A 23,047-nucleotide genomic window follows, 5' to 3' on the forward strand; every position below is an offset into this window, starting at 1 on the left:
GCTCTCCTGGCGCCGGCTGTGGGTGGTCCTGCCCTACCCGATCGTCTGGGTCGTCGTCGTGCTCGTCCGCGGAGCGACCGACGGGTGGGTGCCGTACGGTTTCCTGCTCCCCGAGAACGGAATGCCGTCGCTCGTCCTGCACGTCGCCGGGCTGACCTGCGCGGTGCTCCTCGCGGGCGCGCTCGTCTGGGCACTGAGCCGACGCCGCACCTTCCACCTCATCTAGTTGATGTCCCAGCGGAGTAACTTCTTGACTCAGCTCAGTTCACAGATCAGACACTCACCCGCAGGTAGGGGCGCTGACCGGCCGCGGCGATTGAGGCGAGTGTCGAAGCGAGATCCTCGACGAGGCGGTGCACCTGCTCGGGTGACCATCCCTCGAGCTCGGACGACGCATCCTCCCACTGCCGCGCTGCGGCGGCACGACCCGTCTCACCTGCGGCGTCTAGCGCGCCACCCAGGCCGGTGCTGACTGCGATGACGAAGCTCTCGTAGTCATCGGTCGCCGCAACCGGCTGGTACTGCGCCGCGGGAACCTCGAGCGCTGGTGTCGAGGTCAGGATGCCTTCGAGCTCCCAGAGTCCGGTCGGATCTATGTCGCAGACGAGACCGTCCGATCCCGACAGCGCCGCGCCCGCCTCTTCATCGGAACCAGCACCAAACACACTCGCAAGAATTCCCATAGCAGTCAGCGTCTCACATAGCACCCAGCGTCTCACGTAGCACCCAGCGGTGCGCATGTGGCGGGGGACACGCGGTCGTGCGGTGCTACCTCACCTACGCCGAGGAACCAGGTCCGCAGGCTTCGCACGGCGGCTAGCGGAAGCGGTGACCCACCGTTCGTAGCACTGGAACAGCTGAATCGCGCCGACGGCTGAGACGACAAATCCGATCAGAATTCCCATGAGCAGGACTGGGCTGAGCTGGCCCCCTGTCTGATTCAAATCTGCACGAACGCCGGCCTGAAACTGCAACAGCGAGCAGATCACGGCGATCACAACACCCGACGCGAGCAGGCTCGAGCCCTTGAGCACTTCCACCATGACCACCCTCGGTCGTGAAACTACCGCAGAGTCTCCCACCCGACACCGCCTCGACCCTTATGGAGATCGTTCAATGGGCCGCTGCCGGCGGGTGTTGATCTCAGTCGCGCTGTGCGTCGCGGCCGAGAGCAGGGCGACACCGCCCCCCGCCGGGCTGTCGCGTGCGGCGTCAGCTCAGCGATGCCAGGATCTGGCTGGCGAGTGGCAAGCGCGCTAGGTCTCAGGCGGGTATTCTCCGCGCGTGGACCTGAATGACCGATCGAGCGCGGAGTTGGAAGAGATGATCACGGCAGTGTGCCGTCGAGTGCGTCGACGAGCGCGGGCCAGTTTTGACTTCGGTCTGGCGGCCGGTCTCGCGGGAGGCCTGCTGCTGGGCAATCTTTTCTTCGGGGGCCCCTCCACGCAGGCTCTTACCCCGATTTCCGTCGGCTTGCTCGTCATTACGGCGCCGCTCGCGGTAATCGCTACCTACATGAACACGGTGAGGCGTGCCCCGGACTTACAAAGCATCCATGACCTGCAGGAGATTCTCTTGCGCCGAGAATCTGCTTCCTGAGCGCGCCAGGTCCACATCGAATCGTTAGGCTTCTCACCTGCTGTCTGGCGACCCTCCTCTCGGCCGCGGTTGTTAACCAGTAATAGGGTCGGCTGGTGGTCGTGCCGTGCCGTCATACTGAGCACGTGTCCATCAGTTCGCGGGTGTTGCGTTACGCATCCGCCTATGCGCTACTGCTCGTCGTCGTCGCGATCGTGTTGCTGAACACGTGGCCCGACTTGTGGGACGAACCACTCGTTCTCGTCGTCCTCGTTCCACTCATGATCATGGCAACGGCTTACCCGAGCTTGCGTCACCAGCTTCCTCCTGAGAGGAGCGTGCGCGAAGGGCAACAGGAGGGCCGTTCCATCCGCGCCGCTGCGTCCAAGGGCGCTCACTCCGCTGACCTAGAGCCGGACGAAGCGCCGGGGCTTTTCGACTCGCCCGCTCGCCAAGCACTCATGGCAGCAACAGTCACCGCCGCCGTGGTGATCGTGCTGGCTCTCATCAGCGTCGTGCAACCGGCGCTAGATCGAGGGTGACGTCACTGTCGCTCCTGGAGCCAGGAACGTCCCGTTACGGGATCGTTGACCGGCAGAGGGGGCGCTGCGCTATGTCGTCGCTCGTTCTTCCTTCGACTCGGTGATGAGCTCCTGCTTGCGTTCGGCTCTGAGCGCGACGACGGTTCCCGCGAGAGCGAGTGCGGCGGCTGCGGTGAAGAGGGCGGTGGCGTCCCACCTGTAGTGACGGATGGTGATGCCTGGTGAGGTCTCGCTGGCTGCGTAGGTGCAGGACAGGCCGAGCGGGTAGAGGATCTTCTCGCCCGACACGCGGCTGGAGTAGAGGTCGATCCCGTCGGGGTACTCGCTGTGCTGGCACTGCACGGCGGCCGGGTCCCAGCCGGTCTGGATCCAGCCGATCGTGTGGGTGAGGAGGGCGACTGGGGTGCCGATCACCATCGCGAGGATGCCGAGGGTCTTCGCGGTCCGCAGTTCCATCCCGTCAGAGTAGGGCGGACGCTACCCACCACGCGCGTCCCGAAAGGGGATCGGTGACCGGTACACGCAGACGCGACATCGAGCGCCGCGAAAATCCGCGGCGCTGAGTGTCCCGTTAGACCCGTCCGGTGATTTGTTCGGTAGGGGGGCGTCAAACGGGATACTGGTCGAATGGCTGAGCTGATCGGATACGCCCGCGTCTCAACGGACAGGCAGGACGCGCAGGCGCAGCGTGACGCGCTGCTCGCGGCCGGAGTGCCGGCGGAGCGGATCTACGTCGACGCCGGCCTCACCGGCAGCAACCGCGAGCGGCCCGCGCTGCGCGAGGCCCTGGCTGCATGCGACGCCGGCTCGACTCTGTTCGTGACGAAGCTCGACCGCCTCGCCCGTTCGATCACCGATGCGCGCGACATCGTGGACGAGCTCACGCGCAGGGAAGTGCGCCTGAACATCGGCGGGTCGCTGCACGACCCGAACGACCCGATCGGGCGACTGCTGTTCAACGTGCTGGCGATGATCGCGGAGTTCGAGGGCGACCTGATCCGCGCGCGCACGAAGGAGGGCATGCGGGTCGCCAAGGCGAAGGGCCGGCTGCGCGGCCGCGCGCCGAAGCTTTCTCCGAAGATCGAGGCGCACCTGGTCGCGGAGTACCGCTCCGGGAACTACACCGTCGCGGAGCTGTCGGAGCAGTTCGGTGTGACGCGCTCAACGGTCTACCGAGCAGTCGAGCGGGCGACCGTCTCGGAGTTCCGCGCGGTGGACGTCACGCTCCCGCTTCCCGCAGCGGAGTAGCCCTCAGTCGCGAGTGACCAAATGGGCATCTAAAGCGGCGTGTCGCGTCGCGCTAATCACAGCCACAGCTCTACGTTAATCACATGGCTACGACGCGGCGTCCCCGAGGAACGATGGTGGAACCCACCAACGTTGCCTGGACCGTCGAGAAGCAGGCGCGCGATCGCTTCAACGACATGGCGTCGCACGCCAACGTGTCGTCGGCGGTGTTCTTCGAGCGCCTGGTCGAGCACGTGCAAAGCGAGCTGACCGACGAGGGTGTTCCCTCGTGGTGGCCGTCGCAGCCGACCCTTCTTTCCGATGAGGAGCTGCCCATCGACACCCGTTAACGCATTAGGCCCGTCGTTCTCGCGACGGGCCTAGAAGCCTTGGCTTCCCACCTCGCACAGTTTGGCGACTCAGAGGTATGAAGCAGTCCCACCCAAGAACCGGTTACCAGCCGGGCCTTCGGTGTACCCGCCGGAACGTACCCGGAAGGAATGACCACATCGTAACAGCGGAGTTCGTCTCCGTGCACTCCCGACCCACCCTTTTTTCAGGGGAGCGGTCGGTCGAGCTTGCATCCGAGACGTCACAGGCGGCCGCGTCGCGGCCGAACAAATCGCGGTCGGGCTCGTGGAGCCCCGAGCCGGCACCGGGCGCCTACGCGCCGCTGCCGTGCTGGACGTCCGGAAGCGCGTGGTTCGACGCCGTGTTGGACGCCCTGGCAACGCCCGAAGGCGAAGCCGTGCGAGCGGCTGTGAAGGTCGCACCGCACACGCTGCTGCTCGTCGCTCAGGAGGACATGCGCTCGGCCGACGTCGGTACGGGACGCGGCGTCACGACAGCGCACCAAACGGTCGCGGACCGCCTAGGTATGTGCAAGAGGACCGTGCAGCGCGCCCGAGAGATCCTGCTGCTGTTGGGCCTCGCCGCAGTCGTCATCGAGGGCCGTTACCTGTGCGGCGGTGAGCGCGTTGCCGCGCAGCTCGCGCACGGTGGCCGCCAGCTCCGCATGGCTTCCACGCGGGCGCTCGTGATGCCCCGTGCGGCTGCCCGGCGCGCCGCGTGCGCGGCGCCGGCTCCGGTTCCGTCCCGCGTCTCGCAGGGCGGCCGGATCACCCGATCTGTGAACAATGTCCACCTACCCCGTAGGCGCCACGTTGCTCCTACAGCTCCAGTTAAGAAGATCCCACCAACGCGCGGTGAACCGCGCTCGGAAGCCGCTTCGCGGCAGCCCGGACGAGGGAATAACACACGGCGCAGCTCGATCGGTCGGCCGGCGGTTCCGAGACCCATCGAACTTCAACGCTTCGCAGCTGCGCTGGCTCAGCGCATCCCTTGGCTTGCTCGCGGAGTGCACGTCGGTCACGTGGTTGGGATGCTCGATCGGTCAGGGATCGACGTCTCCGAGTGGAGCGTCGAGGGGCTGATGTTCGCTATCACTGCCTGGCTGACGCGGGACGGTCGCCGCGTGCCGGACACGTTCACCAGTCGCAACGCTCTCGGGTTCTACGGCTGGGCGATCCGACAGGTCATCACAGAGCACTCGCGGTTCGACCAAGCTCGTCGTGACGCTGCGGCGGAGCGGGCCGCTGACCAGCAGCGACGCGCCGCCGAGCGAGCCGCGGAGGCTGCACGGCTGGCGAACATCGACCAGGACGAAGTGGATCGGGTGATCGCTCAGATGAAGCGCGATCAGCACGAGTACGAGCGGGCAGCTCGGGAGCGCGAGGCGGCACGCAAGCGCGCCGCCGCCGAGGCTCGCGAAGAACTTGCGATCCGTACCGCGGAGCTACGATCACGGGGCTGAGCACGCACCGAGGCCATCCATCCGATAAGCGGCGCGATGCCGGAGATGGGCAGCCGTCAGGAGTGCCCCGCAGGGGCATCCCGAAGGGACGCGGAGCGCTCTTGACGGGTGATCAGCGTAGGCAAGAGTGAAGCGTCGGATGGACGGCCGGACCGCAGCCGGCGCGATCAGCCCGGAAACGAAGAAGCCCCCGCGAGCTGTGCTCGAGCGGGGGGCTCCGACGCGAGCGAGGGGGTCGCTGCGTCACGGTCGACGTTACGTGTTCCGTCCTACCGCGGTGGGGGCTTGCGGGACCGACGAAGGCGATCGTACGGTCGCTCAGGCTGCGTCGTCAGTCGATTCCGTAGCGCTGTTTTCCGTCGAGTCGCCGGGTGCGCTGTCGCTCCCCGGTGAGCGACGCGAACGAGGTGCACGACCGCGGGACTGGTCGGGCCGCGGCACTCCGGCTGCGCGGAGTTCCTTCTCGGACCACCCGGTAGCGAGCGCATCGGCCCACGCCCTCGTGTGCCGACTTTGCGCGTCAGTGAGAGCCGCGCGTGCAGTGTCAGTGTCGTTCGCGGCGGTGACGATCGTGCGCACCGCTGCGACTCTCTTCTCGACACTCGCTTCGAGCAGCCGGCGTGCGGCGTCGGCGGCGTCCTCTGGGTTCCTCGTGTTGTCGCTCATGGGATCAGGCTACATGCCCAAATGGGCATCCGGAAGGCGCCGCAGCGTCGCCCATCCGGAGGCTGTTCCTTCCCGCGACGGGTGCCCGTTCGTGGAGCCGCTTTGCTGCACCATCGCTACGCTCGGGCAGAGCGGTTTTTGGAGCAAGCTGTCCGTTTACCGCTGGTAAATGGCTTGCCGGGCTGGCGCTGCGCTGGCTCCGGGTGCACACTAGAGGTGTGGTCCCCGCCGGGTGGCGGGTTCGCTGCGCTGGCAAGGGAAGGGCGGGTGGTTCGGGTGTCGGAGTCGACTCCTCGACGGTTGTTCGCTCGGAAAAGGCGCGAGAACGCACCCGAGGGGGCACGCGAGAAGTACTACCGCGTGTACGTCACCGCCGAAGAAGATGCGGCGTTGCAGGCTCGCGCAGTTGTGGCCGGCGACATCACGGTTCCGCGACTCTTGTTCGAGTCTGCGATGAACGCGCAGGTCCGCACGGACGCCGAGTGGAAGAGCGCAGTGGCCGAGCTGATGCAGGTTCGCGCTGACCTTGGCGGCATGGCTCGTAACCTCAACCAGCTCGCGCGGTTCGCCAACACCGAGGGGCAGTTCCCCGCACAGGTCGAGGAGTTCCGAGCGCAGTTCGCGGCACTTGTCCCGCAAATCAGCGCAGCGTGCCGTGCGGTGGCCGGCAAGTGATTCCTAACGTCACCTACGGCTCGCAGATGGGCGGGCTGATGACCTATCTCGCTGGCCCCGGTCGCTCGAACGAGCACACCGAGCAGCACCTGGTCGCTGGCGACTCCGCGATCATGGCGCTGTACGGCTACGAGGTGCTGGACCGCGACGCAGCTCTCGCGATCGCACGCGATCTTGACGAGCCGGCCGAGGTGTACGGCACGAAGGTCATGCGGTCCGTGAAGCAGTTCGACCGTGCGACGGGAGAGCCGATCCTGGATCCGTCGACGGGCAAGCAGGCCGTCGTGAAGCAGGACGCGCACGTGTGGCACTGCTCGCTCTCTCTCAGTGCCGAAGAGGGCACGCTGACGGATGAGAAGTGGGGAGCGATCGCCACCGATTTCGTGCAGCGCATGGGGTTCGCCGGCGACGACATCGGGAAGGCGAACGCGCGATGGGTCGCGGTTCGTCATGGCGCGTCGAAGAACGGCAACGACCACATCCACATCGCCGTCTCCCTCGTGCGCGAGGACGGGACGAAGGCGCACATCCCCTACGACAAGCGGCTCGCTCAGAAGGTCAGCCGTGAGCTGGAACGCGATCACGGTCTGACGCAGCTGCACCCCGAGGGGCGTGAGCTCGGAGAGCGCGGGATCGTCCCCGGAGCCCGCGAGGCGGCCCGCACACGCAACGCGGTTGAGCCCGACGTGCGCCGCCTCGAGCGCAGCGTCCGCGCTGCTGCATCGTCCAGCGTCGATGAGGGCGAGTTCGTGCGTCGGATGCGTCAAGAGGGGCTGCTGGTGCGCCCGCGTTTCGCGGTGGGCCGCAACGACGTCGTACAGGGCTACAGCGTGGCGCTGCGCCCCGAGAAGGACGAGCCCGTGCGCTGGCACGGCGGCGGGACCCTCGCGCGCGACCTGACCCTCCCGCGACTGCGCGAGGGGTGGCCGGACGAGCCGTTGAAGGCGACAGAAGCGGCCGAGGAATGGCGCGCGACGTCGAAGAACCCGTGGCGCTATCAGCCGGTGAACCCGGGCCGCGAGGTTGCCGAGCCCTCGCCCGATCTGTTCGCGAAGTACGCCGCCGACATGGACCGGTTGCACCAGTACATCAACTCCGTCGACCCGTCCGACCGGTCGACGTGGGCACACGTGGCGCGTGAGACGGCCGGCGCCTACGCCGCGTGGTCGAGGCGCATGGAACCCACCCCCGGACCGCTCGCGGACGCTGCGCGATCGCTCGCGCGGTCGGCACACCTGCGCGCCCACGAGACGCGACCGCGACCCGCAGCGATGCCCTCGAGCGCGCACACCACTGCGCTGATCCTGGCGGCCGCCGGCAAGAAGAAGAACGCGGCCGCTGAGCTGCTGCTGCTGCACCAGCTCGCCCGCATGACTCACGCGATCGCTTCGGCGCACAAGGCCGCCGGTGACGCACGTCGGATGAGCGAGCTGTCGCAGACGCTCCGCGGTCAGTTGACCGCAGTGCGAGACAGCTACACGAATCAGGACACCGCGAACAAGGCCGAGGCGTGGGAGGCCCAGCGGGCCGCTCTGCCGCCCGAGCTGCGGCAGTCGCGCGAGGCGGTCGCCGCGTCGTTCCCGACCGGGAGCCCGGTGCCGACCAAGCTCACGCCGCGCGAGCAGGAGAGCGCCGACGCGCTCCTCGCCAAGCGCGCCCGAGACGCCCGCGAGAAGCCCGGTCACGACCGCGGCGGACTCGACCGATAACCAGGCACGACAGCCATAGGGGGAGGAAGTCATGAGTGACGATGAGGTCGGCCAGGAGGTCGGTCAGAACGTTCGAGTAGCACTGACGATCGCGATGCAGATGGGCGAGAAGTTCGCCCGCCTGCGGGAGGAGTTGGCGCGCGACGCGCAGGCTCGATCGGCAGCTCAGGCGCGCGAGCTCGCTGCGCGGTTCGACGCCGAGCGGGGTGCCGCACGAGCAACGTTGCAGGTCGTGGACCGGCCGGAGTGGTGGGATCGCGCGAGCATCCAGGACGTCGCCCGCGTCGCGGAGACGGCTCAGGCGTGGAAGGGCCAGGACCCCATCGCGGAGCGTGCCGCGGCCGTCGTGCAGCGCGAGGTGATGGAGCGCTACGGCGTCGACACTGCCGTACTGCGCGACGCCGCCACCCGCGGAAAGTCCGAGCTGGATCTGGCGAAGGAATGGGCGGCCACGTCTGCGCCGGAGCACTACCACCGCCACGACGAGGACCGTCTCACCATGCAGGTCGGGGACCGCACGGAGCCGGACACCGGCGCGCAGCGCGCCCTCATCACCGACTACCGCGCCGCTCTCGCCGGCGACGTCGCGACTGTCGAGCTGTCGGTGGCCGAGGAGTGGAAGCGGGACACGGACCCCGCCGGGTTCCAGGGATACCGCGTCCAGACGTCGATCGACTGGAACGACGCCGGCCAGGTGTCCACGCCGGACCCCGCGACCGTCGCAGCCGCTCGTGCTGCACTGGTCGAGGAGTGGAAGGACGCTGTTGCTCCCGAGCGCGCGCGTGCCGGCACCGAACTGACCGAGGCGCAGGTGCTCATCGCTGAGGCGGACCGGCTCGACCGCGCCAACGACGCCCGATCCGACGCAGCAGCTCGAGAGGTTCCCGGCGCGGCCGACGTCGACAACGGCCAGGCCGTCATGGCTGCCGAGCTGGAAGCGCGCGCCAACGACTACGACCGCGATGCCGCCGCCGGCGGCACCGAGCACGCGAGCCCGGACGAGCTGCGCGAGCTCGCAGCCGACGCCCGGGCGCAGGCGCAGCTCTACCGCGACACCGCCCCCGCCGAGCGCCAGGACGCCGCTCAGAGCGCCAACGGCACCTCAGGCGACCCCACGACCCCGGCGTCCGATCCTCGTGCGTCAGCGGCGCGCGAGGCGGGCGAGGTGGCCTACGACAGCTCGGAGCGTCGACAGGCCACCGTTCACGCGATGGAGTCCAAGGGAGTCCCGCCGCACCTGATCGAAGCGCGGATGAGCGCTGACAGCGCCCACGCGACCCCGGCCAGCTCCGCGGTGACCTCGAAGGCGGCCACGAGCACCGTCCCGTCGACGCGGCGCACCCGCGGCCGCGGCCAGGGCGCCGACCGTGGGGACCTCAGCAGGTAACCGCCACCACGCGCGAAGAAGGGGAGCACCGACTGGTGCTCCCCTTCTTCTTTGCCGTTCAGGCGTTGGTGCCCGCAGGCTCTCCCTCGGTCGTCCGCTCGGTGTAGAGCGGCGGCTGACGGTCGGGCTCGAACAGGCCCTCGACGGGACGCTCGTAGGGCAGAGGTTCCCCGACCCGGTTCTCGTCCTGCGAGTCCGCGAACGGCCCGTCTGGGGAGAGCAGAGCGGTCATGTGCGGATCGCAGTGGTTGATCCACCAGGTGCTCATCCCGGCTTTCTCGTCGGCTCTGGCGGCCTCCCACGCTCGCCACAGGGCCTCGATGCGCTGCTGCGCCTCCGCGCTCGACCACCAGGCGGCTTTCCAGCGCAGTCCGCTGCCGGAGCCACCCCGGATGACGCGGCGCCGGTAGGTGCCGATCAGCTGCTTGCGCACGAACTCATCCGCTGACCCAAAGAACGTCGTCGGCTCCTCCTCTGCGCCCTCGTAGGGTCCCGGGGTGAGGTCGTCGTCGTCCACGCCGCCGTAGATGTCGCTCATGATCCCTCCACCGGGGCGAGCGGCCGGTCAGCGACCGGCGCCGGTGCTGGTGCTGCCGGTGCAGCGCCGCCGGGCTGGTTCCGCGCGATCGATGCGTTGATACCCGCGACGAACTCCTTGGGGCCGTCGAACCACGGCACCGTGCGCAGCATCGCTGCACGGGAGCCGGAGGACATCATGATCGCTCGACCGGTCTTGCGTCCCTTCCGCGGGATCGGGAGCGTCGCCAGCTCCGCGACGTCGAGGATCTTCTCTCGCTTCAACGCGGTGGTGGTCGAGCGCACGCCCTTGTTCATGCTCGCGGAGGTCGTCTCGCGGTCGTAGGTGCCGATCAGATCGGACACCATGCCCAGGAACTCCGGCTCGGAGATTCCGCCGGCGTAGAGCTTCACGTTCGCGGCCGACCAGAGCTTCAACATGCCCTCCTTGCCGAATACCCCGATGCCCTGCGACCAGGACTGGAACACCGACATGATCGGGATGCCCCGGGAGCCGTAGTGGCTGTAGAGGTCGGGGAGGTCCCGCCAGCGGCAGACGTTCGCGGCCTCATCGAGCACGCCGAGCATCGGCGTCTGCATCCGGCCGCCGGGCGACACCGCCGCCAGCTCCTCCGCCGCCTCGACCGTCGCGGCGGTCAGGGCGAGGACGAGAGGGCCGGCGCTGCCGGCGCCCTCCTTGGACAGGCTGTAGAGCGTCCCGGTCGAGCGCACGAACGCGGCCGGATCGAACTCCGGGCGCGGGTCGTTCTCGCCCTGCCGGTTCACCCACTGCCGGGTGCCGGAGTCCTTCAAGCAGGACGCCATGCGGCGGGCTGTCGAGTAGACCGATCCGCGCTCCCTGTGCTCGAGGCGGGAGGAGCCCTGCACGCTGCGTGCCATCAGGGTCCATTCACTCGCTGCGAGGATGTCGCCGGCCGTCTCGTCGCCCGGGGTCGTCGTCCACTCGTAGACGTCGGTGATCGGGCGGCCGTCGATCGCCGCCGCCAGAAGGAAGCCCGCGAGCAGTTCGCGGCCGGAGGGCTCGAAGTGCGCATCGGTTCGTGCGCCGAGCTCGCTCGACCCCGACGCGAAGTGCTGCGCGAGCTTGGCCGCCTTGGTGTCGTCGGTGACGTAGGACAACGGATTCCACCACCAGGACGCCGGCTCGACGGCGACCCGCTGCGGATCGAACACCCAGACGTTGCCGGCCTGCGCACGCAGGTCCCGCGTCGCATAGAGCACGTCCGGCTTGTTCGACGTCGTGACGACCGCGCCCGGCGCATTGGCGATTGCCGGGATGACGAACGACGTCGACTTGCCCACACGGGGACCGGCGAGCAGCAGCGTCATGTCCTCGAACGAGGCGTAGAGCGGACGGCCGTCCGTCAGCAGCGCCCCCACAGGGACGCCGAAGGAGTCGGGCACACCGAGACGCGCCGACTTCTGCTTGGCCTCCTTGCCGCGCATCTGACGCAGCTCGTTCGGCGTCGCCATGTGGCGGGCAGCCCAGTCGAGCGGGGTGCGGTGCTTGCCGCCGCTGGACTTGATCAGCAGGAAGAACACGACCAGCACGACGAGAACGGCGCCGATGCCGCCCGCAATCCACGTCGCAGTCGCAGGCCAGACGAGGCGGCCGCGGAACACGTCGACCACGACGCTGACGAAGTTCGAGGGGTCGGTGCTCATGTCGGGGTTGACCCCGTCCGCCTGCGATCCGACGCGAATCGCGATGTACAGCCCCAGGATCACCACGAGTGCACCGCCGGCCGCGATCGCTATCCCGAACCCGCCGCCGGCCTTCCCCGGCTCTCTGCGGCGGTTGTTGGTCATGCTCATCAGTTCGTCCTCTCGGTCGTGTAGATCGGGCCGACCCACCGCGGGGTCGGGTCGTCGTCGGGTGCCTGTTGCGTGGTGCCCCAGTGCACGAGGGCAAGACCGCGTTCTACGAACTCGATCGGAAGGTCCGCGGCGTGGAACTCATGCCAGGGCGAGCTGGTGACGCAGGACCACAGGTAGCCCTCGAACGCGAGGGTCGAGGGGCAGGTCATGGCAGCGCGGGAATCATCACGGCGGCGACGGTCGCCGCGCCGGCTGCGGTGAACAGCCAGCCGGCGATCGAGAGCGCGTGTGGCCGGGTCAACGTGCGTTGCGTCCAAACGTCGGTGCCCTGCACGACGACGTGGCACAGGCTGCCGAGGCCGAAAATCACGACTCCGACGAAGCCCAGCCAGAGGTTCACGGCAGGATCTCCACCACGACCGGATCGGTCGCCAGGGGCTCGTTCGCGCGTCCGGCGCGGGAGGTGGTGTGCCAGAGCTTGTTGGTGTCGTTGACGTCGAGCTCGGCGCTGGTCAGCTGCACCCGGATCGGAATACCGGGCCGGCCGCCCACCTTGATCAGGAACCGGCCGCGCCCGGGAGGCTCCGACTCATGTCCCGATACCGGGTCCCACGCGGGCGGGTCCTGCCAGCTCGTCAGCATCGCTTGTTCCGCGTTCGACATCGGCACTGCGGAGGTCAGCAGCGGCATTTCCGCGCCGGGGAGCCCGCCGCAGATCACCATGCCGGAGCGCTCCACGAAGCCCTTGGCCTTCATCTGATCCTCCTGGGAGGACAGGGCCAGCAGGTCGCTCATCGTGTGGCTGATCATCGCCAGGCCGACACCGCGGGCACGGTTCAGGCGGGTGAGCGCGTCGACGCGATCGACCATGCCCTTGCCCGCGCGCAGCGCCCGCCACAGCTCATCGAGGATCACGAAGTAGTGCCGGCGCGGTTCCAGCCCCGCTTCTGCGAGGGCGGAGGCGACGTTGACCGTTCCGAAGCCGGCGGACCAGCAGGCGAGCAGGATGCTGGCCTGCAGATCGCCTTCGGAGTCATCGATCGAGGACACGTCGTAGACGACGGGGCGGTCCCGGCGCATCGGGGTGGTGGTCTGGCGGGAGAAGATTTCGCCCAGCCGGCCGCCGGTCGTGAGGCCGATGAGGGAGGCTTCGAGGTTCTCGGTGATCGCCTTGTAGCGGGCGAGGTCGCCGCGGTCGAGGGCGACCTGGCGAATCTCGTCGGGCGCTGCCTGGATCACGGCCAGAAGATCCGCGAGGACGGGGATGCCCTCGTGCGTCTCGTCCAGGTACTTCAGCGCCCGGTCGATGATCGTCTCTTCCCGGTCGCTCGGCGGCTCGGAGCGGAGGATCGTCAGCAACGCGGCGATCATCGTGTGCCGGCGGCCGTGAGCGTCCGCGAGCACCTGCGACGCGAGGCGCTGCGATTTCACCGCGTGCTTGCGCTCCTCCGCCGAGTTCTCGCCGTGAGCGTCGAGCTCGGAGGCGCGCTCGAGGGCCTGGTCGGCGTCGTCGCGGAGTCGCTGCGCGGCGACCGTCGCCTCGCCCGGGTCGAGGATGTTGAGGTAGCCGCGGCCGCGGCCGAGGGTGATGACCTGGCCGTCGAGGGCTCGGATCAGGTCCACGTAGTCGGGCTTCAAGTCACCGAGGACCAGCGGGAGGGTGCCGTATCCGGCGAGCCCGGTCGCCATGCGGCGGGTGAGCGAGGACTTCCCGAGGCCCGGCTTGCCGAGGACGAACATCGACGGGTTGGAGATGAGCTGCGCCCGCTGGAACCAGCTGATCGGGTCGCACAGCACCGACGCCCCGGTGGCGAGGTTCTTCCCCAGCGGCACGCCGATCATGGGAGTTCCGGTGCCGACCGAGAACGGGTACAGCCCGCACACCTGCACGGTCGTTGCGCGGAACTCATCGGCGGGCTGGATCGAGACGGCCTGCCCGCCGCCACGTCCCAGCCACCCCGTCGAGGTCGGGCGCATCGGCCGGATCGGCGCGACGTTCTTCTCGACCTTTTGCTTGCCGCCCTGGTGCGGGATCGCCCGCTTCTTCCGCGACCGCTTCGAGGGCTTCTCGCGCGCCAGCGGTGATGCCGCAACGCGAGCCGCAGCAGCCTCCTCCTCCTCTTTGCGGGCTCGGCGGGAGCCGGCACGGCTGTACGTCGACGCCGACGCGGCCTCCGCCGTCGACGGAGCGCCGACCGCACCCGTGGGCACGGCCGTGTCGAACACGTCGACGTCGAGAGCTTCCTGCTCCTCATCGACTCCGCCGGCGCCGGTGGGCAGCTCGTCGGCGTCCGTGGAGACGTCAGCGGGCGTCTCGTCGCGGTGGCGAGAGAAGAACTTGGTGCTGATGATGCTCACTGGGAACCTCCGGCAGTGATCGGGGCGGGGCGGTGGGACTTAAGCGGGGACGGCACCGGACACTCGCCCGGTGCCGTCCCCTGCGCGCTCATCGAGGTCACAGCGCTTCTCGGACCTCGTTGGGGATGCGCAGGTGTCGCGGGAGGACCAGGCCGAGCGGGAGCGCGGCGGCGAAGGCGGAGTCCTGCGATCCGTAGGCCGGTCGCATCCGCAGCCGTGCGGCGGAGGTGAGGGAGTCGACGGCGGCACGCGCTTCGGGCTCCTGCGTGCGCTGCATCGTCGTGGCGGTGACGATCAGGCCGAAGTTCATCAGCCCGGCGCCGGAGGCTTCCTCCGCGGCTGTCGCCTGCGCCGAGCGCGTCGAGAGCGTCGAGCGGGCGGTCGGCTTGGTCGACGCGGAGGAGTTGAACTGCGCGGCGTTGAGGTCTGCCTCCACGAGCGCTGCGGCGCGGGCGGGGTCGATGGGGCGGTAGAGCAGGGTGACGCGCTTGCGGGCGATGTCGCGGTGCGGGGCGAGCAGGCGGGCGAGGATTCCGGCCTGTACGACGCCGCGCGGCGGGGCGGTCATCGTCCACGACGTCGACACGGCACCGTCGTGCCGGTACGAGTCCCAGTGTGCTTCTGCCGCGGCGGGGCCGACGTCGGTCCAGGACAGGTCGGCCGTCTCGCCCGCTGCGCGGGCCTGGTCGATCAGGACTGCGGCGTCGGGGTCGTAGGCGGTGCGGATGACCTCGCACAGCTCCTGCGCGTTCAGAGGCCGAGCAGCGCCGGCGCCGGTTGCTGCGAGGGAGTTCGTCAGGCCGGGAATGCGCGCGGAAAGATCCGCAGCCACTTCCTTGGCGTTTCGGCGCTTTCCGCCGATCCGAGCCGTGGCCGTGAAGGTCAGTGCGATGTACGCGCGGATGGTCGCGGAGCCGACCGGGTAGCTGTCCACGACCTCAGCGAGCATCGCTCGAGCGAACAGCGGGGCGTCGGGGTCCATCGACCCTTCGACCTCCCCGCGCAGCCGGGTGCCGGTGTCCGGAGCCGTCTCGACAGTGACGGAGGCGGCTTCGATACCGGGCTCGTCTCCGAGGTTGGCGAGCCAGATGCCGTACTCCGCGACCTGGTTGTTGATCTGCTCCTGATCCACCAGCGCGGCGCCGTCCGGCTCCGTCGCCAGGACCACGGTGAAGTGCTTCGTCATGGGGGTGCTGATCAGGGCGAACCGGCGGCCGTGGGAGTCCTCGTGCTCGGTGAGCTGCGAGGGTGCGGCCAGGCCAGGCAGCTGGAACGTCCCCCACTTCGCGCGGCCGATCGGGCCGGAGCGGTAGATGTTCGCTCCCTTGCTCTTGGTGCGCCACCAGTTCACGCGGACCACCGTCCTTCCTAGGGCTGACTGCCCGTGCTTGTCCTTGACCGAGACGGTCAGGAGGATGCCGCCGAAGATCCCGGCGACGATGAGTGCCGGCCCGAGGCCGGCGAACATGGACGCGACGATCGAGGACAAGATGCCCACGAACATCACGAGGGTGGCGAGCTGCCCGAGCCCGCCGAGGCCGGCGGTCTGGGGCTTTCGCCAGTTGCCGTAGGTGCGAGCCTTGACCGGCTCGGGTGCGGTAGTGGTCATGGTCTAGCTCCCGTTCTGGTTGCTGCCGGTGGCGTCGTCGGTGGCCGACTTCACGGCTCCCGCCGCGTGCTTCGCGCCTTCGGCGGCCTTCATCGCGACGGCGACGCCGGCGCCGATCGGCCCAGCGGCGGCCACGCCTCCCGCGGCCGCTCCGCCTCCGGCTGCCGCTCCGGCACCCGCTCCGGCACCCGCTCCGGCACCCGCTCCGGCACCCGCTCCGCTTGTTGCAGCTCCCGCGCCGCCGGTAGGCGCCGCACCCGCGGCACCCATCCCGGATGACGACGCTGGCGATCCCGGAGAGGAGTTACTTCCGGTCGGTCCGTTCGTCGACGAGCCGCCGCCTCCGCCTCCGGACTTTCCGCCCCCGTTGCTAGCCCGGATCGCACCGGTGGCAATGTCTCCGGCTCCGCTCACCGCTGCTGCGCCGAGCAGGAGTCCTGCGCCGCCGCCGCCACCAACCGAGGCGATAGCAGGAACGAGGAAGCGCATCAGCGCAGGTAGGGCAATGAGCGCGATCAGCATCAGTGCGAGGCCCGTGACAATCTGGAAGAGGCCAGTGCCGTCCGACTTGAACAGGTCGGTGCCGGTCATCCGGAACGCGATCGCGTAGACGATCGCGGCGGCGGGCTTGTAGAGGATGAAGGCGAGAGTCCAGGCCATCGCCTTCTTGAACCACTGCTGACCGATTTCGGTGTTCGTCGCGGCCGCGGCGATGGGGAAGATGCCGGCGAGGACGACGAGCATCGCGCCGCGGAAGATCATCAGAGCGATCTGGATATAGGTCATCAGGACGGCGAGCATGCCGAGGAAGAACAGACCGATCAGGCCGATGGGCGCGGTCGCGGTGAGGCTGATCATCGCGAAAATGTTGGTGCCGAAGCAGTTGCTCTCACCGTTGGTGACGTCGCAGTTGGTGGAGTTGTTGAGGATCCAGATGGAGAAGGCGTCTCCCGCCTGCGTGGCGAGACGGATTACGACGAGGCCGGCCCCGGCGACAGCGATCAGCGTCAGCACGGAGCGGGCGAGGGTGCGCAGCTCGCCCGCGCGCTGCGTCCAGACCATGCGGCCCGCGGCGACGAGGATCGAGAGGATTGCAAGGCCGCCGGCGTACCACTCGAGCTGCCCCTGCACCCAGCCGACCACGCTCGAGGATTCATTGAGGTGCATCGCCAGCGGGAGGAACCCAGCTACGAGCGCGGATGCCGAGGAGAGCAGGAACACGGCGAGGATGATGACGCCGATGCGGCCCATGTGCGCCTCGCCGTCGCCGTGGCGACGACGGCTGCTCATCATCACGCCAGCGATGATGAGCGACATGACGGCGAGGCCCGCGGCGACCCACGTCACGTAACCGAGGATCGTCTCGAATGCCTCAGGCAACGGCGGGGTTCCGCCGCCGTTGACGCCGCCTCCCCTGTCGACCACGGTCACCGGGGAGGGGACGTTCACCCAGAGGGTGCCTAGCGAGACAATCGCTTTGCCGTAGCCCTCGAGGATGTTGTTCACGAATTGCTGCAAGGCATCGTTCGATGCCTGAGAGACGATTTCACCGAGGCCCTGACCGGCCTGGCATCCGAGGTCCCAGAAGTCGCAGGGGGCGTCCGTAGCGGCGGCGGGGTTCACTCAACACCCGCCCATGGCACGTAGCCACCCAGGCTCTGCAGGGTGACCGGGCGGTAGGAGCTCTGGCCGTCGTCGGTGAGCTGGACTTTCCAGTCGCCCTCCGACCAGCGCAGCTCCGTTGCGATACTCATCTGTACTCCCGTGTTCAGGCGGAACGCGATATCGATCGTCGCGGCGTCGCCGGTGTAGGCCAGCGTCTTGAAACCGATGATCTGAGCGCTCAGTCCGTTGCTTGTGTTGGAGCTCTGGCGAGCCATTGCCGCATCGCGGCCAGGCCCGGGGACCGAGAGCTTGTCGGTGATGGAGTCGCCAAGGCTTCCGTTGGTACCCATCGCCCAGATGTTCGCCGTGGCGAACAGGGCACCCTCCACCGTGTGCGCGTAGCAGCGGCGGAGCCCGTCGCTGTCGGTCACACCCGGGCCGACGTCGGCGCCTCCGGGAGCGGCCATCGTGCCGACGATGGTCCATTCGGTCACGGGGGCGGCGGTGAGGGTGCCGCTCTCTTCGTACCCGGGAAGTCCGCAGACGCTTGCGGCGTCCGCGTCGGCCTCGGGCGTCGCCGCGCTCGTCGGCGTCGCGGTGGTGGCGGGCGCGCTCTGCTGCCCGCCACCACCGCCGAGGGACGTGACAGCGAGCAGAATCGCCGCCAGTACGAGGACTCCGAAGATGATCGCTCCGAAGATGAATCCTCGACTGGTGAAGGGGCTGCGGGATCCCGTGTCGCTCATGACGTCGTGCCTTTCGTTGATCGGTTGGTTTCCCCGGGACGCTACGCGCCCATCAGGAAGCCAACGATCGTGAACGCGGCGGACACGATGATCACGCCGACGAGCAGGCGGCCGAGCCAGCCGCCGATTTCTCCGCCTTCGCCGCGGCGGGCGGAGACGGTCATGGTGACGCCGAGGATGATCAGGCCGACGACGGCGACGCCGAGGCCGACCCACTTGGCCCAGCCCATGACGGTGGTGAAGGCCTCGAACCCGGGGGGCATGCCGCCGGGGCCCGGGTCGGGCACGACACCGGCGAGGGCGCCGGCGGCGGTGATCAGCTCGGAGGAGAGAGCGAGAACAGACATGGTGTGCTCCGTTTTCTTGGTTGGTGGTGCGGGGTTATCGGTGCCGCCGGTTGGGGCGCCGAGAAGGTCCGGTTATCCGGCGAGGGTGAGAGGGGCGTCGGTGAAGCCCATGTCGAAGTGCAGGTGGTTCGGGGTGTCGTAGAACCCGCCGATGTTCGTGTAGTGGGTCGAGCGGCACTGGATCTGGCCGGCCCGCGAGCCGTTCGGCACCTGGGGGTCGAGGACGCTGAGCAGCTGCAAGGCGTTCGCGTCGCAGCCCGTAGTGGCGGTGCCGTTGAATGCGGTGAAGTCCACCGCGTGACCGCCGCCGTCGATGTAGTGGGAGGAGGCGGTGCCCGCCCCTAGCCCGGTCTCGTTCGTGCACTTGCGGTTGAGGTCGGAGACGCCCACCGTGTCGAACGTGTTCAGCGCAATGGTGATGATCTGGAGGATGCGGACGTCGAGGCCGCAGTCTGCCGACGCGGTGCCCGCGGCGACGTCGCGGACCTGCTGCGCGTAGCGGTCCTCGAGGAAGCGCAGACGCCCCTCATCCATCGCCTTCACGAGGCCCTGCGCGAGAGCTTGCGCATCGCCGGAGATAGCCGCGCATCCGGCGGCCACGGGGGGCGGCGTGGCCGTCGACGTCGACACGGGCACTGCGGCCCCGGTCGTCGCGGCCGGGGTGCTGCCGAGGCCGTTGAGGTAGGTCATGATCTCCACGGCGTCGGCGCGGTACTTCGTGTAGTGGTTCGGGTCGGCGTTGCGCTGGACTTTGTTGATCGCGATGGAGGGCTCCATCGTCTGCCAGCCCTCGACTGCCACGAGGCGGTCGTAGAAGAAGCCCGCGGAGGTCGTGGGGTCCATGCGCTGCTCGACGGTGCCCCAGCTCGACTGCTGCTGGAACAGGCCGATCGAGTCAGCGACCGAGCCGTCCGGGTTGATCGCCCCGTCCCCGTAGTTGATGTTCACCAGCGAGGACTCACCGATCGCCGTCTGCACGCCGAGCGTCTGCCCGTCCGCGCCGAGGCCCTTCGCGGCCCCGGCGTTGACGATCAGGCCCGCGTTGACGAGCTGATCGTGGCCGTAGCCACCGACTCGAGCATCTGCCGGGATCGCGGCCACGTTGACCGGTCCCCCGCCCGGCAGACATGCCGCAGCGGCCGAGCCGCCGAAGAACAGCACCCACAGGAGCATCGCGATCGCGACGACGGGCACCATGATCGCTGCCAGCACCCCCACTCCCCCCTTCGCCACCGGGTTACTCCGATGCCAAGGGGGTGATCTGCTCGACAGCCCACGGAGAGGTGTCGAGGGGGCGGTGCACGTACACCGAGTAGTCGCCGGCATCCGTGGGGACCAGGACGCGCGAGGTGTAGGCACCGTCGGTGTCCCGAATCTGCGCGGTACCGGTGACGCCCGTGCAGGGCACGTTCGCCGGGTCGACGGTTTCGTAAGCAACCGCCGCAGCCTGCGACAGCACCGGGTACAGCTCAGCGATCCACGTGTCGTAGTCGAGGGACGGACGACAGAACAGTGTCACTGCGCGGGTCGCGAGAGCCGTCGAGTCGGTTTCGGCGGCCGGGTCAGCTTCGGCGTCGTGGTCGTGCGGCACCGACTCGGCATCGGGCGTCTCCTCAGCGGATGCATCAACGGAGGGCGTGGCCGATACAGAAGGAGTCGAGCCTGAGGACGTTTGCACCGCCGGTTCGCTGCTCGAGCAACCCGCCAAGGCGAGCCCGACTGCGACGGCGACCGCGCCGAGCTGAACGCTGTTGCGCTGCCGTGTGTGCTTCATGCCGGTGGTCCCCTTCATCGCCGTGAGCACCAACCTAGACCAGAACTGCCCGTTTGGACACTCGAAAGTTGCCCAAATGGGACACTGCCTGTCTACACTGACGGCAGGCGACACCCGCCGACCTAGAATCGTGGTGTGGAGGTGGACTCAACGAACGTCAATGCCGCAATAGGCGAGGCCGTCAAGAGCGCCATCTACGAAGCCGGTTTCAACGTGAAGGCCGCGGCCGAAAGAGCCGGCCTCCCCTATCGGACCGTCCTTCGCTACATCAAGGGCGAGCGAGATATGCCGGTACCGGTACTTCTTGCCCTCGTGCACGCCACCAACGCCGACCTGGATGCACTCGTGAAGCAACTTCGCGGGCGCGTAGCCTTCAAGGAGTTGGTTGGCTACGTCGTAGACGGAAACACCACGGGTGAAGAATCCAGCGCACTCCGGCCCGCCGAACTGGCGCGCCGTCTCTCGCTCGTTTTCAACTCACGTGGCCTCGATGCGACCTCTTCCCGCACCAAAATCTCCGAGATCCTTCTCCTCAGCGGGGCCTCGATCGACCGCCAAGAATGGGGCCTGCTCATGACCGGGCAACTCCCCTCCGCGCCGAGAGTCGACGTACTCTTCGCCGTGGCCGAAGCACTCGACATCGACCCTGACTACCTACTTCGCGACGATCCCGAGCTGGTCGAAGCCGTGGAGGCGCGGCTGGGATTCGACGGTGCCATGCGCACCCTCGGCATCGAGCGCGTCGCTGCGCGCTCCCTCGGCACGATTGAGCCCGCCGAGCTGCGCGGCATCGCTGCCGTCGTCTCCGAAATCGTCACTGAGCTGCGCCGCTAGCGCACGCTCCGCCCCGCCGGGCTCGCAGCTTCGCCGTGCGCGCAATGCCGTCTAAAGTGGATGAGCTTGTCCCGGCCAGGCGAACGGAGTCCACCTATGGCGTCAGACTCCACGGAACGAGGCCGCGGCCGGTGGCGGATGCTCCGCCGCAACGGCCAGGGTCGCAGCGGCTCCATCGTCCAAGCCGCCGACGAGTTCGTAGCGCAGCTCGCCCTTCCCGCGGCCGCGACGTGGGATGACCTGCAAGCGGCTGTCGAGAAGGTCTACGGCAAGCCCATCTACTTGATCGCCTCCGCCAGCACTGCCCTCAAAACGGTCACCGGCTTGTGGATCGACGCGGCCGAGTTCGGCACCGTCGTCTGCCGAGAGAGCGACGAGCTGCACTACCAAAGCCAGAACGCCTGCCACGAGCTCGCTCACATCCTCTTCGTCTACGCTCCCGACGCCTGGTTCAGCGAGCAGATCCCGCGCCTGGTGCACCCCGACCGCAGGGCCGGCGCCACGCACCTCTGCGCGCCTACCGACGATCCGGACAGTGTGGAAGCCAAGGCGGAGATTGCAATCGAAGAAGTAGCCTTCGCCATGGTCCGCCGCATCCAAACACTCAATAGGACGAGCGAAGAAACGTATTTCGGATGATCCAGCAGGTATGCCTCGCGCTCCTCATCGCCCTGGTGATGGTGCGCGCGCCCCGTGCCATCGCGTCACCCGCCGGTCGCCCCGCGTTCTGGGCCACCGTCAGCGGCATCGTCGCCCTCTCCACCTACGGCTGGCCAGTCCCGTTCGACACCTACGACACCCTGTTGGGTGGATCCAACGTGATCACCCTCGTCCGCGACCTCGCGGCCACGTCCGCATTCTGGTTCTTCCGTGAAGCTCTCGGACGTCGCGCCGGCGGCGAAGGCCGCATCGGCAGCCGGTGGGGCCTCGCCCTCATGTTCGGCTCTTACATCGTCCCGTTCCTGCTCATCCGCGACCGCGGAGACACGAGCAAGGACTTCATCATCGATCGCCTCGACCAGACGGCCGTGTGGCTCTACGGATCGGCCTACATGGCGACTCTCGTGTGGTTGTCCGTCTCCTCGATCATCAACGCGCGCCGCAACTGGCGCGGAGTGCAGGTCGTGTTCACCACCGGCTTCGCCGTGACAACCGTGGGATGCCTGATCGAAATCGGCTTCCTTACCGCCTCGCACTTCGGATACGGCGGAGACGCCTTCCGCTACTCCGCATGGAACGCTGCAGAGATCCCCTTCTTCCTCGGGCTGCTCATCATCATGCTGGGCATCGGATGGACCGCGATCGTTCTCCCCATCCGCCACCGCCTCGTCGTCGCTCGCGCGTCGCGCTACGCCGTCCGCCACAACCTCATCGAGCGGCCGACCATCACCACCTATCTCGGAGAGCGCCGACTCATCGCTCACGCTCAGCAGGTGCTCGTGAGCACCAAGAACGCTCAGGTTCGAGGGGACATCGACCTCACTCCCGCCGCGTGTGCTGCGCTCGAGCGCCTGCGGGCGCTCATCTCGCCCGACCGGGCATTCACCCCTCGGGTCATCGGCGGCAACGGCATCGGGAAGGCCGCGTAGCCCTCGTGGGAGCCCTCTGGATCGCGATCCCCGCCGCCGTCGTCGGTGCCGCCGGCGCCGGGATCGTCGCGACCGTGGCCGGCCGCGTCATCCGACCCCAGCGCAGCAAGCCGACACCAATCGCCGCCGTTCCGGCGCCCGATCGCATCGTGCTCGCGCCCACGCCGATCACCAAGCAGGACGGTACCCTCGGGCTGCTCTACGACGACGAATCTCGGCACGCTGTTCTCGGC

General features: G+C 68.3%; 26 protein-coding genes and 1 pseudogene. 13 read left to right on the plus strand and 14 right to left on the minus strand.

From position 1 onward, the window contains the following. A partial coding sequence (locus C5C71_RS15525) for a Pr6Pr family membrane protein (protein ID WP_181065739.1) occupies positions 1–226 on the plus strand: 226 nt, incomplete at its 5' end. A gap of 46 nt (positions 227–272) precedes the next feature. On the opposite strand, the gene C5C71_RS15530 is transcribed toward C5C71_RS15525, so the two are convergent. Both C5C71_RS15530 and C5C71_RS15535 read right to left on the minus strand, forming a co-directional pair. Then, the gene (locus C5C71_RS15530) at positions 273–683 is read right to left on the minus strand and encodes a hypothetical protein (protein ID WP_104248174.1); all 411 of its coding nucleotides are present in this window, start codon (positions 681–683) and stop codon (positions 273–275) included. Positions 684–773: 90 nt separating this feature from the next. Further along, positions 774–1,043: a hypothetical protein gene (locus C5C71_RS15535; RefSeq protein ID WP_104250058.1), complete on the minus strand. Its 270-nt coding sequence runs from the start codon at positions 1,041–1,043 to the stop codon at positions 774–776. Positions 1,044–1,284: 241 nt separating this feature from the next. Here C5C71_RS15535 and C5C71_RS15540 point away from each other — a divergent pair, with 241 nt between their 5' ends. Both C5C71_RS15540 and C5C71_RS15545 read left to right on the plus strand, forming a co-directional pair. Further along, a complete protein-coding gene (locus C5C71_RS15540; RefSeq protein ID WP_146076581.1) occupies positions 1,285–1,599 on the plus strand; it encodes a hypothetical protein in 315 nt (104 codons plus the stop codon). Between the two features lie 125 nt (positions 1,600–1,724). Further along, complete coding sequence (locus C5C71_RS15545; protein WP_104250057.1) at positions 1,725–2,120, plus strand: hypothetical protein; 396 nt, start codon at positions 1,725–1,727, stop codon at positions 2,118–2,120. A 69-nt stretch (positions 2,121–2,189) separates the two neighbouring features. Here C5C71_RS15545 and C5C71_RS15550 read toward each other — a convergent pair whose 3' ends face one another. Then, positions 2,190–2,576: a hypothetical protein gene (locus tag C5C71_RS15550; protein WP_104250056.1), complete on the minus strand. Its 387-nt coding sequence runs from the start codon at positions 2,574–2,576 to the stop codon at positions 2,190–2,192. Positions 2,577–2,747: 171 nt separating this feature from the next. Between C5C71_RS15550 and C5C71_RS15555 the strand changes: the two genes are divergently transcribed. The 6 genes from C5C71_RS15555 (at position 2,748) to C5C71_RS15580 (ending at position 9,597) form a co-directional block, all read left to right on the plus strand. After that, positions 2,748–3,368, plus strand: coding sequence for a recombinase family protein (locus C5C71_RS15555; protein ID WP_104338032.1), 621 nt, complete (start codon positions 2,748–2,750; stop codon positions 3,366–3,368). Positions 3,369–3,484: 116 nt separating this feature from the next. Further along, on the plus strand, positions 3,485–3,697 hold the full coding sequence (locus tag C5C71_RS15560) for a hypothetical protein (RefSeq protein ID WP_146082602.1): 213 nt from the start codon (positions 3,485–3,487) through the stop codon (positions 3,695–3,697). A gap of 1,031 nt (positions 3,698–4,728) precedes the next feature. Further along, the gene (locus tag C5C71_RS15565) at positions 4,729–5,160 is read left to right on the plus strand and encodes a hypothetical protein (protein WP_104338033.1); all 432 of its coding nucleotides are present in this window, start codon (positions 4,729–4,731) and stop codon (positions 5,158–5,160) included. Positions 5,161–5,847: 687 nt separating this feature from the next. After that, positions 5,848–6,501: a plasmid mobilization relaxosome protein MobC gene (gene mobC / locus C5C71_RS18120; protein ID WP_104338034.1), complete on the plus strand. Its 654-nt coding sequence runs from the start codon at positions 5,848–5,850 to the stop codon at positions 6,499–6,501. Positions 6,502–6,539: 38 nt separating this feature from the next. Next, a complete protein-coding gene (locus C5C71_RS15575) occupies positions 6,540–8,210 on the plus strand; it encodes a relaxase/mobilization nuclease domain-containing protein (RefSeq protein ID WP_181065740.1) in 1,671 nt (556 codons plus the stop codon). A 31-nt stretch (positions 8,211–8,241) separates the two neighbouring features. Then, positions 8,242–9,597, plus strand: coding sequence for a hypothetical protein (locus C5C71_RS15580; protein WP_146084500.1), 1,356 nt, complete (start codon positions 8,242–8,244; stop codon positions 9,595–9,597). A gap of 58 nt (positions 9,598–9,655) precedes the next feature. Here C5C71_RS15580 and C5C71_RS15585 read toward each other — a convergent pair whose 3' ends face one another. The 11 genes from C5C71_RS15585 to C5C71_RS15640 all read right to left on the minus strand — a co-directional run bounded on the left by C5C71_RS15585 (position 9,656) and on the right by C5C71_RS15640 (position 20,409). Next, positions 9,656–10,135, minus strand: coding sequence for a DUF4913 domain-containing protein (locus tag C5C71_RS15585; protein ID WP_104277471.1), 480 nt, complete (start codon positions 10,133–10,135; stop codon positions 9,656–9,658). Then, the gene (locus C5C71_RS15590) at positions 10,132–11,949 is read right to left on the minus strand and encodes a type IV secretory system conjugative DNA transfer family protein (protein WP_104326968.1); all 1,818 of its coding nucleotides are present in this window, start codon (positions 11,947–11,949) and stop codon (positions 10,132–10,134) included. Before C5C71_RS15590 ends, C5C71_RS15585 begins: the two co-directional genes overlap by 4 nt. Then, positions 11,949–12,161: a hypothetical protein gene (locus tag C5C71_RS15595; RefSeq protein WP_104277469.1), complete on the minus strand. Its 213-nt coding sequence runs from the start codon at positions 12,159–12,161 to the stop codon at positions 11,949–11,951. Before C5C71_RS15595 ends, C5C71_RS15590 begins: the two co-directional genes overlap by 1 nt. Then, positions 12,158–12,352, minus strand: a complete 195-nt coding sequence (locus C5C71_RS15600; RefSeq protein WP_104277468.1) for a hypothetical protein — start codon at positions 12,350–12,352, stop codon at positions 12,158–12,160. The genes C5C71_RS15595 and C5C71_RS15600 overlap by 4 nt, the downstream gene beginning before the upstream one ends. After that, positions 12,349–14,310 carry an ATP/GTP-binding protein gene (locus C5C71_RS15605; protein ID WP_308471755.1) on the minus strand — a complete coding sequence of 654 codons (1,962 nt, stop codon included), beginning with the start codon at positions 14,308–14,310 and terminating at the stop codon, positions 12,349–12,351. Before C5C71_RS15605 ends, C5C71_RS15600 begins: the two co-directional genes overlap by 4 nt. 97 nt (positions 14,311–14,407) lie before the next feature. Beyond that, entirely contained in the window at positions 14,408–15,919 is a 1,512-nt protein-coding gene (locus tag C5C71_RS15610) for an SCO6880 family protein (RefSeq protein ID WP_181065741.1), read from the minus strand. Positions 15,920–15,922: 3 nt separating this feature from the next. Next, positions 15,923–17,437, minus strand: coding sequence for a hypothetical protein (locus tag C5C71_RS17385; protein ID WP_146084501.1), 1,515 nt, complete (start codon positions 17,435–17,437; stop codon positions 15,923–15,925). A gap of 101 nt (positions 17,438–17,538) precedes the next feature. After that, entirely contained in the window at positions 17,539–18,270 is a 732-nt protein-coding gene (locus tag C5C71_RS15625) for a hypothetical protein (protein ID WP_104277466.1), read from the minus strand. Between the two features lie 41 nt (positions 18,271–18,311). Further along, positions 18,312–18,617 carry a hypothetical protein gene (locus C5C71_RS15630; protein WP_104277465.1) on the minus strand — a complete coding sequence of 102 codons (306 nt, stop codon included), beginning with the start codon at positions 18,615–18,617 and terminating at the stop codon, positions 18,312–18,314. Positions 18,618–18,689: 72 nt separating this feature from the next. Beyond that, on the minus strand, positions 18,690–19,850 hold the full coding sequence (locus tag C5C71_RS15635; protein ID WP_146084502.1) for a hypothetical protein: 1,161 nt from the start codon (positions 19,848–19,850) through the stop codon (positions 18,690–18,692). Between the two features lie 4 nt (positions 19,851–19,854). Beyond that, positions 19,855–20,409 carry a hypothetical protein gene (locus C5C71_RS15640; protein WP_146084503.1) on the minus strand — a complete coding sequence of 185 codons (555 nt, stop codon included), beginning with the start codon at positions 20,407–20,409 and terminating at the stop codon, positions 19,855–19,857. A 117-nt stretch (positions 20,410–20,526) separates the two neighbouring features. Here C5C71_RS15640 and C5C71_RS15645 point away from each other — a divergent pair, with 117 nt between their 5' ends. The 4 genes and pseudogenes from C5C71_RS15645 to C5C71_RS15660 form a co-directional block, all read left to right on the plus strand. Beyond that, positions 20,527–21,225 carry a helix-turn-helix transcriptional regulator gene (locus C5C71_RS15645; RefSeq protein WP_104277462.1) on the plus strand — a complete coding sequence of 233 codons (699 nt, stop codon included), beginning with the start codon at positions 20,527–20,529 and terminating at the stop codon, positions 21,223–21,225. Between the two features lie 96 nt (positions 21,226–21,321). Further along, positions 21,322–21,864 (plus strand): hypothetical protein, encoded by a 543-nt coding sequence (locus tag C5C71_RS15650; protein WP_146084504.1) that lies wholly within the window; start codon positions 21,322–21,324, stop codon positions 21,862–21,864. Then, positions 21,861–22,814 (plus strand): hypothetical protein, encoded by a 954-nt coding sequence (locus C5C71_RS15655; protein WP_104338040.1) that lies wholly within the window; start codon positions 21,861–21,863, stop codon positions 22,812–22,814. The genes C5C71_RS15650 and C5C71_RS15655 overlap by 4 nt, the downstream gene beginning before the upstream one ends. Before the next feature lie 5 nt (positions 22,815–22,819). After that, positions 22,820–23,047, plus strand: a pseudogene (locus C5C71_RS15660) (hypothetical protein); the annotation flags it as partial.

It is taken from the genome of Rathayibacter sp. AY1C1 (assembly GCF_002932105.1).
Classification (GTDB): Bacteria; Actinomycetota; Actinomycetes; order Actinomycetales; family Microbacteriaceae; genus Rathayibacter.

Excerpts from the sequence above, each read along its gene's own strand:
- C5C71_RS15530 (WP_104248174.1), bottom strand. The coding sequence starts at position 683 with ATGGGAATTCTTGCGAGTGTGTTTGGTGCTGGTTCCGATGAAGAGGCG.
- C5C71_RS15535 (WP_104250058.1), bottom strand. The coding sequence starts at position 1,043 with ATGGTGGAAGTGCTCAAGGGCTCGAGCCTGCTCGCGTCGGGTGTTGTG.
- C5C71_RS15550 (WP_104250056.1), bottom strand. The coding sequence starts at position 2,576 with ATGGAACTGCGGACCGCGAAGACCCTCGGCATCCTCGCGATGGTGATC.
- C5C71_RS15555 (WP_104338032.1), top strand. The coding sequence starts at position 2,748 with ATGGCTGAGCTGATCGGATACGCCCGCGTCTCAACGGACAGGCAGGAC.
- C5C71_RS15565 (WP_104338033.1), top strand. The coding sequence starts at position 4,729 with ATGCTCGATCGGTCAGGGATCGACGTCTCCGAGTGGAGCGTCGAGGGG.
- mobC (WP_104338034.1), top strand. The coding sequence starts at position 5,848 with ATGGGCATCCGGAAGGCGCCGCAGCGTCGCCCATCCGGAGGCTGTTCC.
- C5C71_RS15575 (WP_181065740.1), top strand. The coding sequence starts at position 6,540 with ATGACCTATCTCGCTGGCCCCGGTCGCTCGAACGAGCACACCGAGCAG.
- C5C71_RS15580 (WP_146084500.1), top strand. The coding sequence starts at position 8,242 with ATGAGTGACGATGAGGTCGGCCAGGAGGTCGGTCAGAACGTTCGAGTA.
- C5C71_RS15585 (WP_104277471.1), bottom strand. The coding sequence starts at position 10,135 with ATGAGCGACATCTACGGCGGCGTGGACGACGACGACCTCACCCCGGGA.
- C5C71_RS15590 (WP_104326968.1), bottom strand. The coding sequence starts at position 11,949 with ATGAGCATGACCAACAACCGCCGCAGAGAGCCGGGGAAGGCCGGCGGC.
- C5C71_RS15595 (WP_104277469.1), bottom strand. The coding sequence starts at position 12,161 with ATGACCTGCCCCTCGACCCTCGCGTTCGAGGGCTACCTGTGGTCCTGC.
- C5C71_RS15610 (WP_181065741.1), bottom strand. The coding sequence starts at position 15,919 with ATGACCACTACCGCACCCGAGCCGGTCAAGGCTCGCACCTACGGCAAC.
- C5C71_RS15625 (WP_104277466.1), bottom strand. The coding sequence starts at position 18,270 with ATGAGCGACACGGGATCCCGCAGCCCCTTCACCAGTCGAGGATTCATC.
- C5C71_RS15630 (WP_104277465.1), bottom strand. The coding sequence starts at position 18,617 with ATGTCTGTTCTCGCTCTCTCCTCCGAGCTGATCACCGCCGCCGGCGCC.
- C5C71_RS15640 (WP_146084503.1), bottom strand. The coding sequence starts at position 20,409 with ATGAAGGGGACCACCGGCATGAAGCACACACGGCAGCGCAACAGCGTT.
- C5C71_RS15650 (WP_146084504.1), top strand. The coding sequence starts at position 21,322 with ATGGCGTCAGACTCCACGGAACGAGGCCGCGGCCGGTGGCGGATGCTC.
- C5C71_RS15655 (WP_104338040.1), top strand. The coding sequence starts at position 21,861 with ATGATCCAGCAGGTATGCCTCGCGCTCCTCATCGCCCTGGTGATGGTG.